Below are 13,854 nucleotides of genomic sequence, written 5' to 3'. Positions count from 1 at the left end.
TCTGTTTTCTACCGAGTGTCGCTCAAGCGATCAACCCGCCAACCCTGCCTGCTGAACCAGCACCAGCAACGGCTGTGGATACAGACCAAGGAAGAACGCCAGTGCGGCGATCGCCAGCAGCATCACGCCGCCTGCACGTTGTTCCCAGTGCAGTTGCGCATCGTGGCGACGCAGGTTCGGCTCGATCAGGTACAGGGTGACCATGACGCGCAGGTAGTAGAAAACGCCGATGGCGCTGCCCAGTACCAGGGAACCGACCAGCCACCATTGGTGCGACTCGACGCCGGTAGCGATGATGTAGAACTTGCCGATGAAGCCCGCGGTAAGCGGGATGCCGGCCAGGGACAGCATCATCACGGTCAGGACGGCGGTCAGGTACGGACGGCGCCAGAACAGGCCGCGGTATTCGTACAGGGCATCCGCGTCACGTCCGTTGTACGGCGAGGACATCAGGGTGATCACGCCGAACGCGCCGAGGCTGGTGATCACGTAGGTGACCAGGTACACGCCGATGGCTTCCACGGCCAGACCCTTGCTCGCCACCAGGGCGATCAGCAGGTAACCGAAGTGAGCGATGGACGAGTAACCCAGCAGACGCTTGAGGTTGCTCTGGGTCAGTGCCAGCAGGTTACCGAACAGGATCGACGCGATGGCGATGATGGTCAGCACGTCGCTCAGGACACCGCTGCTTGCGGCCGGCGAGATCTGGAACAGCCGCACCATCACCGCAAACACAGCCACTTTCGAAGCGGTGGCCAGGAACGCAGCTACCGGTGCCGGAGCACCTTCGTAAACGTCCGGGGTCCAGAGGTGGAACGGTACCAGCGACAGCTTGAACGCCAGACCGATCAGCATCATGCCCAGACCCAGTTGCGCCAGCGAGCTTGGCAGGCCGGTGGCCGCGAGGGCCTGGCCGATGCCGACGAAGCTCAGGCTGCCGGAGTCGGCGTAGAGCAGGGCCATACCGAACAACAGGAACGCGGAACCGGCGGCCGACAGCACCATGTACTTGATACCGGCTTCCAGCGAACGCTTGTTGAAGAAGGCGTAAGCCACCAAACCGTAGACCGGTACCGAGAGCAGTTCCAGACCGATGAACAACCCGGCCAGGTGCTGCGCGCTGACCAGTACCAGGCCACCGGCGGCGGCCATCAGGATCAGCAGGTAAAGTTCTTCACGGTTGCCCGGGTAACCCGAACCGCCGTCGCCGAGGTAGGCGTGGGCGAGGGTCACACAAGCGAGGGTGGCGACCAGGATCAGCGCCATGTACAAGCAAGCGAAGGTGTCGATTTGCAGCAATGGCGTCACGGCCAGAGGCGCGACTTTCAGGGCTGGCAGGATCGACAGCAACGCCAGGTTCAGACCCGCCACGGAAATCAGGAAGGTCTGCGAGTGGTTGCGGCGCCAGGCGATTGCCAGCATCACCACGATGATCGTGGCGCTGGTGATCAACAACGGCGCAAGCGCAATAAAGTGTTGAGTCGTGAATTCCATAGCGCTCTTACCGGGCCGAAGCGAGTTGAGTGAAGGCGGTGCCGAGCCATTGCTGTACGCCATGCATCGTCGCAGCAGAGGTATCGAGGAACGGTTGCGGGTACACGCCGATGAAAATCAGCAACGCAGCCAGACCGACCACCATGATCAGTTCGCGACCATCCATGCCATGCAGCACCGCGTCCGATTTGGACGGGCCGAAGTAGGCACGGTGGATCATGATCAGCGAGTAGACCGAACCGAACACCAGACCGGACGTCGCGAGGATAGTGATCAGTGGAGCGCTCGGGAACGTGCCGATCAGGATCAGGAACTCACCCACAAAGTTACCGGTCGCCGGCAAGCCCAGGGACGCGGCAGCGAAGAACAGGCTGACGGCCGGCAGGTAAGCGATCTTCGACCACAGGCCGCCCATCTCACGCATGTCACGGGTGTGAGTGCGCTCGTACAGTTGACCACTGAGGATAAAGAGTGCCGCGGCCGACAGACCGTGAGCCAGCATCTGCATCACCGCGCCCTGCAGCGCCAGTTGGCTGCCGGAGTAGATGCCGATCAACACGAAGCCCATGTGGGAAACGGAAGAGTAGGCGATCAGACGCTTGATGTCGGTTTGGGCGAAGGCCAGGAACGCACCGTAGAAGATCCCGACCAGACCCAGGGTCATGGCGATCGGCGCGAACTCGGCCGAGGCATTCGGGAACAGCGGCAGGGCGAAACGCAGCAGACCGTAAGCAGCGGTTTTCAGCAAGATACCGGCCAGGTCGACCGAACCCGCTGTCGGCGCCTGGGCGTGAGCGTCAGGCAACCAGGAGTGGAACGGCACCACTGGCAGCTTCACCGCGAAGGCGATGAAGAAGCCGAGCATCAGGATGTACTCGGTGGTCAGCGACATCTTGGTTTTCAACAGGTCGGCGTAGTTGAAGGTAATCACGCCGGTGTCGTTGAAGTTGACCAGGACCAGACCCAGGATCGCCACCAACATGATCAGGCCGGACGCCTGAGTGAAGATGAAGAACTTGGTCGCCGCGTAGATCCGGGTTTTCTTGCCGTCCGAAGAACTGTGACCCCAGAGCGCGATGAGGAAGTACATCGGCACCAGCATCATTTCCCAGAAGAAGAAGAACATGAACAGGTCGAGGGCGAGGAACACGCCGACGACACCGCCCAGGATCCACATCAGGTTCAAGTGGAAGAAGCCAACGTGACGCTGGATCTCTTTCCACGAGCAGAGTACCGAGAGGATACCCAGCAGACCGGTCAGCAGGATCATCAACAGCGACAGGCCGTCGAGGGCCAGGTGCACGCTGATGCCGAAGCGCTCGATCCAGATGTGCTTGAACTCAAGCGCCCAGGTCGGATCGGCGCCAGGCGCCGGAGCAAATGAATAATTACCGTGGGCCCACAGCCAGAGGCCGAGCGCGAGTTCCAGGGTCATGGTCAACAGCGCAATCCAGCGGGGGAGGGTGGCGCCGAAGCGCTCACCCATCCAGCACAGCAGGCCGCCGATGAAGGGGATCAGGATTAGCCAAGGCAGAATCATGACGGGCTCAATTCCTTTCGCAAGTTCGCAAGGTTCATATTCAGACCGCTACCAGCACGATGGCGCCGATGACCAGCACGGAGCCGGCTGCCATCGATGCCGCGTACCAACGCAGTTGACCGGTTTCGGTACGGCTCAGGGCGGTGTGACCGCCTTTGGCCATACGCGGGATCAGACCGATGGTCTGGTCGAGCGGGTCTCTGCGCAGTGCGTGGCTGATCGCAAGGTATGGCTTGACGAACAGTTTGTCGTAGATCCAGTCGAAGCCCCAGGCAGCGAACCACCAGGCCGAAAGGAAGCGGCCGATGCCGCTGTTGGCGATTGCAGTGACGAAACGACGCTTGCCGAGGAACAGCAACGCGGCCAGCAGGATACCGGACAGGGCGATGGCGCCCGAGGCGATTTCCAGACTGTGCTTGGCTTCGCCGCCGGCATGGCCGACGCTTTCCGGCAGCACGCCGTGCAGCGGTGGAACGATCATCGCGCCAATGGCGGTAGACAATACGATCAGCACCGACAGTGGCAGCCAGTGAGCGATGCCGTGACCGGCGTGCGCTTCGGTCTTCACTTCACCGTGGAACGCGATGAAGATCAGGCGGAAGGTGTACAGCGAAGTCATGAACGCACCGACCAGACCGGCGTACAGCAGACCGTGGTTGCCGCTGGCGAACGCTTCCCAGAGGATTTCGTCCTTGGAGTAGAAGCCCGCGGTCACCAGTGGCAGGGCCGACAGAGCCGCACCGCCGACGATGAAGCTGGCGTAGGCCAGTGGCAATTTCTTCCACAGGCCGCCCATCTTGAAGATGTTCTGCTCGTGGTGGCAGGCAACGATCACCGAGCCGGACGCAAGGAACAGCAGCGCCTTGAAGAAGGCGTGGGTCATCAGGTGGAAGATCGCACCATCCCAGGCACCCACGCCCAGCGCCAGGAACATGTAGCCGATCTGGCTCATGGTCGAGTAGGCGAGGATACGTTTGATGTCGGTCTGAACTAGTGCGGCAAAACCGGCGAGTACCAGGGTCACACCGCCGACAACGCCAACCAGGTGCAGGATATCAGGCGCCAGGACAAACAGGCCGTGAGTACGGGCGATCAGGTAGACACCGGCGGTCACCATGGTTGCGGCGTGGATCAGTGCCGAAACCGGAGTAGGACCGGCCATCGCGTCCGCCAGCCAGGTTTGCAGCGGCAGTTGCGCCGATTTACCGACAGCGCCGCCCAGCAGCATGAGGGTCGCCATGACCATCCAGAAGTCGCCGGCCTGGAATTTCTGTGGCGCCAGCACCAGCAGTTCCTGGATGTTCAGCGTGCCCAGTTGCGCGAACAGGATGAACAGGCCGATGGCCATGAACACGTCGCCGATCCGGGTGACGATGAAGGCTTTGAGTGCCGCGTTACCGTTGTTGCGGTTGCTGTAGTAGAAACCGATCAACAGGTACGAGCACAGGCCCACGCCTTCCCAACCGAAGTACAGGAACAACAGGTTATCGCCCAGTACCAGAAACAGCATGCTGGCGATAAACAGGTTGGTGTAGGCGAAGAAGCGCGAGTAACCGGCTTCACCGCGCATGTACCAGGACGCGAACAAGTGGATCAGGAAGCCGACGCCGACCACCACACCGAGCATGGTCAGGGACAGACCATCCAGGTACAGCGCGAAGTTAGGCGTAAAGCCTTCCACCGCCATCCACTGCCACAACACCATGGTGTAATGACCACCTTCAGGTGGCGCGACGTTGAATTGCCAGATCACATAAGCCGTGACGATGGCCGACAAGCCGATGGAACCGACGCCGATCAGCGCCGACAGGTTTTCCGAGAGGCGCCCGCGTGAGAACGCCAGCAGCAGGAAACCTATGAGAGGGAATACGAAAGTCAGATAGAGAAGATTCATCCGCGCATCTCGCTGGCAGCGTCGATATCGAGAGTGTGGAAGCGGCGATACAGCTGCAACAGAATCGCCAGGCCAATACTGGCCTCGGCGGCTGCCAGGCTGATCACCAGGATGAACATGATCTGTCCATCCGGCTGCGCCCAGCGGCTACCGGCAACGATGAAGGCCAGTGCAGAGGCATTCATCATGACCTCCAGGCTCATCAGCACGAAAAGAATGTTGCGCCGGACCATCAGGCCGACCAGACCGAGGCAGAACAGGATGCCGGCGACCGCCAGACCATGCTCCATAGGGATAGCAGGCATCGTCATTGCTCCTTGGCTTCGTTGCGGCCCAAGTGGAACGCCGTGACGGCTGCGGCGAGCAGCAGCATCGAGGCGAGTTCGACCACCAGCAGATAAGGACCGAACAGGCTGATGCCCACGGCCTTGGCGTCTACGGTGGTGTGGCCGATGGCCTGGCCGCTGTCGTGGCTGAACAGCACGTACAACAGTTCAACCAGCAGCAGGGTGCCGAGCGCGACCGGGCCGAGCCAGATACCGGGCTTGAGCCAGACGCGCTCTTGCTGAACCGAGGCCGGGCCCAGGTTCAGCATCATCACCACGAACACGAACAGCACCATGATGGCGCCAGCGTAGGCGATCACTTCCAGCACACCGGCGAACGGCGCGCCGAGGGCGAAAAACGTCATCGCCACGGCGATCAGCGAAATGATCAGGTAGAGCAGGGCGTGCACAGGGTTGGTGTTAGTGATCACGCGAAGCGTGGACACAACCGCGATACCCGATGCGAAATAGAAAGCGAATTCCATCTTTCTTCCTTAAGGCAGCAAGCTCTTCACGTTGATCGGCTGGGCTTCATTCTGCGCGGAGCCTTTCGGCTTCCCGGCAATCGCCATACCTGCAACACGATAGAAGTTGTAATCAGGGTTTTTGCCGGGGCCGGAGATCAAAAGATCTTCTTTCTCGTACACCAGGTCCTGACGTTTGAACTCGGCCATCTCGAAATCCGGTGTCAGCTGGATTGCGGTGGTCGGGCAGGCTTCCTCGCAGAGGCCGCAGAAAATGCAGCGCGAGAAGTTGATGCGGAAGAAGTCCGGGTACCAGCGACCGTCTTCGGTTTCAGCTTTCTGCAGCGAGATGCAACCGACCGGGCACGCCACGGCGCACAGGTTGCAGGCTACGCAACGCTCTTCGCCATCAGGGTCGCGGGTCAGCACGATACGGCCACGGAAGCGCGGCGGCAGGTACACCGCCTCTTCCGGGTATTGCAGCGTGTCGCGCTTGCGGAAGGCGTGGCCGAAGATCATCACCAGGCTGCGAAGCTGGGTGAAGAAGCCATGCACGATGTCAAATATGTACTTCATGATTCTCTATCCTCACTGAGCCGCGACGGCGGGCGTGTTGAGCAACACGATCGCAGCGGTCACCAGCATGTTGACGAGGGTCAGCGGCAGGCAGAACTTCCAGCTGAAATCCATCACTTGGTCATACCGTGGGCGCGGAATCGAGGCGCGCAGCAGGATGAAGAACATGATGAAAAACGCGGTTTTCAGTGCGAACCAGATGAACGGGATCTGCGGCAGAATGCCGAACGGACCGTGCCAGCCACCGAAGAACAACGTCACCAGCAGCGCCGAAATCAACACGATGCCGATGTACTCACCGACGAAGAACATGCCCCATTTCATGCCGGCGTATTCAATGTGGTAACCGTCGGCCAGTTCCTGCTCTGCTTCCGGCTGGTCGAACGGGTGACGGTGAGTCACGGCGACGCCGGCAATGAAGAAGGTCAGGAAACCGAAGATCTGCGGGATGACAAACCACAGGTTCTGCGCCTGGTATTCAACGATGTCGCGCATGTTGAACGAGCCGACCTGGATCACGATGCCCATCAGCGACAGGCCCATGAACACTTCGTACGACACGGTTTGTGCCGAGGCCCGCAAGCTGCCCAACAGGGCGAACTTGTTGTTACTCGACCAGCCGGCGAACAGCACCGCGTAGACCGACAGACCGGCCATGGCAAAGAAGAACAGGATGCCGATGTTGATGTCCGCCACACCCCAGGTCGGGGTGATCGGGATGATCGCGAAGGCAATCAGCAAGGCGCTCATGGCCACGACCGGCGCCAAGGTGAAGATCACTTTGTCGGCGAACGGTGGGGTCCAGTCTTCCTTGAAGAACATCTTGATCATGTCGGCCGCGATCTGGAACGCGCCGAACGGGCCGACGCGGTTCGGACCGTAACGGTCCTGCCAGAGGGCGAGCAAACGACGCTCGACCCAGCTCAACAGCGCGCCGCACACCACGACGGCGAGCAGAATCACGATGGCCTTGAGGACCGCGATGATCACGTCAATCACTTCAGGCGTGAACCAGGTCATTGAGCTGCCTCCTGCAGACCGTCAACGGATTTGCCAAAGATCGCTGGCGGAATGCCGGCGAAACCGGCCGGCAATGCGACCAGACCGGCACCCAGCTCTTCGTTGATGCGCAGCGGCAGACGCAGGGTCTGGCCAGCCACGCTCAAGCTCAGCAGGGCGCCGTCATTGACACCCAGACGGTCGGCTTCGGATTTGGCCAGCGACACGTAAGCGGCCGGGATGCGTTCCTGAACCGGTGCGGCTTTCGAAGAGTTCTCTTCGCTGCCGAACAGGTGGAAGAACGGCACAACCTGCCAGGTGCCCGGCGCCGGGTTGAACGCGCGAGGAACACTGGCGAACCAGTTCAGCGAGTCACCGGTGCTTTCGATCAGGCGGGTGCCTGGGTCGCCAGCGCGGATGTGACCACCGACTTCGTCCTGGAACTTGTTCCAGGCTTGCGGCGAGTTCCAGCCCGGAGACCAGGCGAATGGCACTTGCTGACGCGGTTCGACCGAGCCCGAGTAACCTTCCATGGAGAACGAGAACGCGGTGTCGTTGTCCTGGGAAGTGCGCGGTTCGTGCACGCTTATGTCGGCGCGCATGGCGGTACGACCGGAGTAACGCAGCGGTTCGCGAGCCAGTTTCAGGCCTTTGATGCGGAACGCGGCGGACGGTGCGGCGCTGACGATACCGGCCAGTTGCGGAGTGCTTGCGGCACAGGCAGCGGTGACGTGGTCCAGTTGGGTCCAGTCGATCGGCTGGTTCAACAGGGTCGCGCGCAGGGCATGCAGCCAGCGCCAGCCTTCGTGAACCATGATGCTCGCATCCAGGTAAGTCGGGTCGAAGACCTGGAAGAAGCGCTGGGCGCGACCTTCCTGGCTGACCAGCGTACCGTCGCCTTCAGCGAAGCTGGCGGCTGGCAGAACCAGGTGCGCACGATCGCTGGTGGCGGTCTTCTGATGGTCCGCCACGATCAGCACTTTCGCGGCATTCAAGGCCGCATCGACCTTGGCTTTGTCGGTACGGGTGTACAGATCGTTTTCCAGCACGACGATCGCGTCAGCCTTGCCGTCGATCACGGCTTGCAGCGCGGCATCGAGCGAGTCGCCACCGAGCATGGCCAGGCCGAGGCTGTTGGCCTCTGGCACGATCAGGCTGATGGAACCGTTCTTCTCGCGCAGCTTCAGGGCTTTGGCGATGTTTGCCGCCGCTTCGATCAGCGCCTTGGAACCCAACGAGGTGCCGGCAATGATCAGTGGACGCTTGGCGGCGAGCAGAGCGTCGGCAATGCGCTTGGCCAGCTCAAGAGCTTCAGCGTCCAGGCCTTCAACGGCAGGCGCGCCGGCGTCGAGGGCGTGAGCCACGGCGAAACCGATGCGGGCCAGGTCGTCTGGTGCAGCGTGTACGCATTCTTCGGCGATGTCGTCGAGCTTGGTTTCAGCCAGGCTGGCGATGAACAGCGGGTTCAGCGCGTTCTGACCGATGTTCTTCACCGCAGCGTCGAGCCACGGCTGAACGCGCATGGCGTCGGCCATGTCTTCGGCTTTGCCTTTGACCGATTGACGCAGGGACAGGGCCATGCGCGCAGCAGTCTGGGTCAGGTCTTCGCCGAGGACGAAGATCGCGTCGTGGTCTTCGATGTCGCGCATGTTCGGGATTGGCAGCGGGCTGTCTTTGAGCACCTGCATGACCAGACGAATGCGTTCCAGCTCAGCGGCTTCGATACCGGAATAGAAGTGCTCGGCGCCGACCAGTTCGCGCAACGCGTAGTTGCTTTCGAGGCTGGCACGCGGCGAACCGATGCCGACGATGTTGCGACCGCGCAGCAGGTCGGCGGCTTTATCCAGCGCTTCGTCGAGGGTCAGCTTGGCGCCGTTGGCCAGCAGTGCCTGACGCGGGCGATCCTTGCGGTTGACGTAGCCATAGCCGAAACGGCCACGGTCGCACAGGAAGTACTGGTTTACCGAACCGTTGAAACGGTTTTCGATACGACGCAGTTCACCGTAACGCTCGCCCGGGGAGATGTTGCAACCGCTGGAGCAGCCATGGCAGATGCTCGGCGAGAACTGCATGTCCCACTTGCGGTTGTAGCGCTCGGAGTGAGTCTTGTCGGTGAACACACCGGTCGGGCAGACCTCGGTGAGGTTGCCGGAGAACTCGCTTTCCAGGGTGCCGTCTTCAACGCGACCGAAGTACACGTTGTCGTGGGCGCCGAATACACCGAGGTCGGTGCCGCCGGCGTAGTCTTTGTAGAAGCGCACGCAGCGGTAGCAAGCGATGCAGCGGTTCATTTCGTGACCGATGAACGGGCCGAGATCCTGATTCTGGTGGGTACGCTTGGTGAAGCGATAACGGCGCTCGTTGTGGCCGGTCATCACCGTCATGTCTTGCAGGTGGCAGTGACCGCCTTCTTCACAGACCGGGCAGTCGTGAGGGTGGTTGGTCATCAGCCATTCAACGACGCTGGCGCGAAACACTTTCGCTTCTTCGTCGTCGATGGAGATCCAGCTGCCGTCGGTAGCTGGCGTCATGCACGACATGACGATCCGACCACGCTTGTCGTTTTCGTCGGTGTACTGCTTGACCGCGCACTGGCGGCAAGCGCCAACGCTGCCAAGGGCTGGGTGCCAGCAGAAATAAGGGATATCGAGGCCTAGCGACAGACATGCCTGTAACAGGTTGTCTGCCCCATCGACTTCGAGCTCTTTGCCGTCTACGTGGATAGTGGCCATGGTTCAAAGTTCTTCGTTGGCCCGGTGTCAGCGGGCGTGGCTAATGGAATCTTGTTATTCGCGTGAATCAACACAGCCGTTCAAGGCGTCATCACACGACAAAGCGAAGGGCACGGACCCTTCGCTTCTTTAAGCGTTTACGCGCCGACTACGATCGGCCTTGCCAGAGGCGGGACGACGGCGCTGGTAGGCGCGATGCCGGCTTCGAACTCATGGCGGAAGTATTTGATTGCGCTGCCCAATGGCTCCACGGCGCCCGGTGCGTGAGCACAGAAGGTCTTGCCTGGGCCGAGGAAACCGACCAGACCCAGCAGGGTCTCGATATCGCCGGCTTGCCCTTCACCGTTCTCGATCGCGCGCAGAAGCTTGACGCTCCACGGCAAACCGTCACGGCACGGGGTGCAGAAGCCGCAGGATTCGCGGGAGAAGAACTCTTCCATGTTGCGCAGCAGAGAAACCATGTTGACGCTGTCGTCCACCGCCATGGCCAGGCCGGTACCCATACGGGTGCCCACTTTGGCGATGCCGCCGGCGTACATTTGTGCGTCCAGGTGTTCCGGCAACAGGAAACCGGTACCGGCGCCGCCAGGCTGCCAGCACTTGAGCTTGTAACCGTCGCGCATGCCGCCGGCGTAGTCTTCGAACAACTCGCGACCGGTAACGCCGAATGGCAGTTCCCACAGGCCCGGGTTCTTGACCTTGCCGGAGAAGCCCATGAGCTTGGTGCCCATGTCTTCACTGCCTTCGCGCGCCAACGATTTGTACCAGTCCACGCCGTCGGCAATGATCGCCGGCACGTTGCACAGGGTTTCAACGTTGTTCACGCAAGTCGGCTTGCCCCACACGCCAACGGCGGCAGGGAAGGGCGGCTTGGAGCGCGGGTTGGCGCGGCGGCCTTCGAGGGAGTTGATCAGTGCGGTTTCTTCACCGCAGATGTAACGCCCGGCGCCGGTGTGGACGAACAGCTCGAAATCGAAGCCGCTGCCCAGAATGTTTTTACCCAGCAGGCCCGCTGCCTTGGCTTCTTCCACGGCACGGTTCAGGTGCTTGGCGGCGGTGGTGTATTCGCCACGCAGGAAGATGTAGCCACGGTAGGTTTTCAGCGCGCGAGCACTGATCAGCATGCCTTCGATCAGCAGATGGGGCAGTTGCTCCATCAGCATGCGGTCTTTCCAGGTGTTCGGTTCCATCTCGTCCGCGTTGCACAGCAGGTAGCGGATGTTGATGGATTCGTCTTTGGGCATCAGGCCCCACTTAACGCCAGTGGGGAAGCCTGCACCGCCGCGACCTTTAAGGCCGGAGTCCTTCACGGTCTGGACGATGTCGTCCTGAGCCATGTCGGCGAAGGCTTTGCGCGCAGCCGCGTAACCGTTCTTGGCCTGGTACTCGTCGAGCCAGACAGCTTCACCGTCGTCACGCAGACGCCAGGTGAGCGGGTGAGTCTCGGCCGACCGCTTGATGCGGTTGGCAGGACCGAAGGAAGTCAGGGTCATACGTAGCCCTCGAGCAATTTGGCAACGCCGGCAGGCTGCACATCACCGAAAGTGTCGTCGTCGATCATCAACGCCGGCGCCTTGTCGCAGTTGCCGAGGCAGCAGACCGGCAGCAGGGTGAAACGACCGTCGGCGGTGGTCTGACCCAGGCCGATGCCCAGCTTGCTCTGGATTTCGCTGACCACGGATTCGTGACCACCGATGTAGCAGACCATGCTGTCGCAAACGCGAATGATGTGACGGCCGACCGGCTGACGGAAGATCTGGCTATAGAACGTCGCCACCCCTTCAACGTCGCTGGCCGGGATGCCGAGGATCTCGCCGATGGCGTAAAGCGCGCCGTCAGGCACCCAGCCACGTTCCTTCTGGACGATCTTCAGGGCTTCGATCGACGCCGCGCGCGGGTCTTCGTAGTGATGCAGCTCGTGCTCGATGGCCGAGCGCTCGGTTTCGCTCAAGGCGAAACGGTCAGTCTGGATAAGCGTGCTGTTCATGCTTAGCGGTCCACGTCGGCCATAACGAAATCGATACTACCCAGGTACGCAATCAAGTCCGCGACCATGCTGCCTTTGATCACCGAAGGGATCTGCTGCAGGTGCGGGAAGCTTGGGGTGCGAATCCGGGTGCGGTAGCTCATGGTGCCGCCATCGCTCGTCAGGTAATAACTGTTGATGCCCTTGGTCGCTTCGATCATCTGGAAGGATTCGTTGGCCGGCATGACCGGGCCCCACGAAACTTGCAGGAAGTGCGTGATCAGGGTCTCGATGTGCTGCAGGGTGCGCTCTTTCGGTGGCGGCGTGGTCAGCGGGTGATCCGCCTTGTACGGGCCTTCCGGCATGTTGCGCATGCACTGCTCGATGATCTTCAGGCTCTGGCGCATTTCTTCGACACGCACGATGCAACGGTCGTAGGCATCGCCATTGGCCGCCAGCGGCACTTCGAATTCGAAGTTCTCGTAACCGGAGTACGGACGCGCTTTACGCAGGTCGAAATCGCAACCGGTCGAACGCAGGCCGGAACCGGTGACGCCCCATTCCAGGGCTTCTTTGGTGTTGTAGGCGGCGACGCCGATGGTCCGGCCACGCAGGATGCTGTTGTCCAGTGCGGCTTTCTGGTACTCGTCCAGACGCTTTGGCATCCAGTCGATGAAGTCTTTCACCAGTTTTTCCCAGCCGCGCGGCAGGTCGTGAGCGACGCCACCGATGCGGTACCAGGCCGGGTGCAGACGGAAGCCGGTAATGGCTTCGATCACCGTGTACGCCTTCTGACGGTCGGTGAACGTGAAGAACACCGGGGTCATGGCGCCGACGTCCTGGATGTAAGTCCCCAGGAACAGCAGGTGGCTGGTGATCCGGAAGAACTCGGCCATCATGATGCGGATGACGTCGACCTTCTCGGGCACCTTGATGCCGGCCAGCTTCTCGACCGAGAGCACGTACGGCAGGTTGTTCATCACGCCGCCGAGGTAGTCGATACGGTCGGTGTACGGAATGAAACTGTGCCAGGACTGACGCTCGGCCATCTTCTCGGCACCACGGTGGTGGTAACCGACGTCCGGAACGCAGTCGACGATCTCTTCACCGTCCAGCTGCAGAATGATGCGGAACGCACCGTGCGCGGAAGGGTGGTTAGGACCGAGGTTGAGGAACATGTAGTCCTCGTTCGCACCGGAACGCTTCATGCCCCAGTCTTCAGGCTTGAAGCGCGCGGCTTCTTCCTCAAGCTGTTGCTTGGCCAGGGTCAGGCTGAACGGGTCGAACTCGGTGGCACGGGCCGGAAAGTCCTTGCGCAGCGGGTGACCTTCCCAGGTCGGCGGCATCATGATGCGGGTCAGGTGCGGGTGACCGGCAAAGTTGATGCCGTACATGTCCCACACTTCACGCTCGTACCAGTTGGCGTTCGGCCAGATGCCGGTCACGGTCGGCACGCTGAGGTCGCTCTCGGACAAGGCGACCTTGATCATTACGTCACTATTACGTTCGATCGACATCAAGTGATAGAACACTGTGAAGTCGGCGCCGCTTGGCAGCCCTTGACGCTTGGTGCGCAGACGCTCGTCCACGCCGTGCAGGTCATAGAGCATGACGTACGGCTTGGGCAGGTTGCGCAGGAAGGTCAGGACTTCGACGAGTTTGGCACGGGCAACCCAAAGCACCGGCATGCCGGTGCGGGTAGGCTGGGCGGTGAACGCCTCAGGGCCAAAACGGTTGTTCAGTTCGACGACCACATCCTGGTCGTCTGCCTTATAAGGCGGGATGTACAGAGCACTGCCTGTAGTCATGGTTATTTATCGCTTTCGGTCAACGTAAAGAATGAAGCCAGGTTCTCGTTCTATA

11 protein-coding genes are annotated in these 13,854 nt (G+C 61.0%); all 11 read right to left on the bottom strand.

What is annotated here, in order from left to right; translation table 11 throughout:
• Positions 1–30 precede the first annotated feature (30 nt).
• Positions 31–1,494: an NADH-quinone oxidoreductase subunit NuoN gene (nuoN, locus tag DFS28_RS05985; protein ID WP_033057078.1), complete on the bottom strand. Its 1,464-nt coding sequence runs from the start codon at positions 1,492–1,494 to the stop codon at positions 31–33.
• Between the two features lie 7 nt (positions 1,495–1,501).
• Positions 1,502–3,034, bottom strand: coding sequence for an NADH-quinone oxidoreductase subunit M (nuoM, locus tag DFS28_RS05980; RefSeq protein WP_111448969.1), 1,533 nt, complete (start codon positions 3,032–3,034; stop codon positions 1,502–1,504).
• Between the two features lie 40 nt (positions 3,035–3,074).
• Entirely contained in the window at positions 3,075–4,928 is a 1,854-nt protein-coding gene (gene nuoL / locus DFS28_RS05975; protein WP_111448968.1) for an NADH-quinone oxidoreductase subunit L, read from the bottom strand.
• The gene (nuoK, locus tag DFS28_RS05970; RefSeq protein WP_007946416.1) at positions 4,925–5,233 is read right to left on the bottom strand and encodes an NADH-quinone oxidoreductase subunit NuoK; all 309 of its coding nucleotides are present in this window, start codon (positions 5,231–5,233) and stop codon (positions 4,925–4,927) included. The genes nuoL and nuoK overlap by 4 nt, the downstream gene beginning before the upstream one ends.
• A 2-nt stretch (positions 5,234–5,235) precedes the next feature.
• Positions 5,236–5,739: an NADH-quinone oxidoreductase subunit J gene (gene nuoJ, locus DFS28_RS05965; protein WP_008146049.1), complete on the bottom strand. Its 504-nt coding sequence runs from the start codon at positions 5,737–5,739 to the stop codon at positions 5,236–5,238.
• A 9-nt stretch (positions 5,740–5,748) separates the two neighbouring features.
• Positions 5,749–6,294, bottom strand: coding sequence for an NADH-quinone oxidoreductase subunit NuoI (gene nuoI / locus DFS28_RS05960; protein ID WP_007905075.1), 546 nt, complete (start codon positions 6,292–6,294; stop codon positions 5,749–5,751).
• Positions 6,295–6,306: 12 nt separating this feature from the next.
• Entirely contained in the window at positions 6,307–7,314 is a 1,008-nt protein-coding gene (nuoH, locus tag DFS28_RS05955; RefSeq protein WP_008146046.1) for an NADH-quinone oxidoreductase subunit NuoH, read from the bottom strand.
• Positions 7,311–10,025, bottom strand: coding sequence for an NADH-quinone oxidoreductase subunit NuoG (nuoG, locus tag DFS28_RS05950; RefSeq protein WP_111448967.1), 2,715 nt, complete (start codon positions 10,023–10,025; stop codon positions 7,311–7,313). Before nuoG ends, nuoH begins: the two co-directional genes overlap by 4 nt.
• A 137-nt stretch (positions 10,026–10,162) precedes the next feature.
• Entirely contained in the window at positions 10,163–11,518 is a 1,356-nt protein-coding gene (nuoF, locus tag DFS28_RS05945) for an NADH-quinone oxidoreductase subunit NuoF (protein WP_008146041.1), read from the bottom strand.
• A complete protein-coding gene (gene nuoE / locus DFS28_RS05940; protein ID WP_007970445.1) occupies positions 11,515–12,012 on the bottom strand; it encodes an NADH-quinone oxidoreductase subunit NuoE in 498 nt (165 codons plus the stop codon). Before nuoE ends, nuoF begins: the two co-directional genes overlap by 4 nt.
• A gap of 2 nt (positions 12,013–12,014) precedes the next feature.
• On the bottom strand, positions 12,015–13,799 hold the full coding sequence (gene nuoC, locus DFS28_RS05935) for an NADH-quinone oxidoreductase subunit C/D (protein ID WP_074878214.1): 1,785 nt from the start codon (positions 13,797–13,799) through the stop codon (positions 12,015–12,017).
• Positions 13,800–13,854 lie beyond the last annotated feature (55 nt).

Origin of the sequence: Pseudomonas sp. 478, from assembly GCF_003254125.1 — a bacterium.
GTDB lineage: Bacteria > Pseudomonadota > Gammaproteobacteria > Pseudomonadales > Pseudomonadaceae > Aquipseudomonas.
The sequence above is the reverse complement of the archived record's forward strand: the minus strand, read 5'-3'. Positions and strand labels throughout refer to the sequence as shown.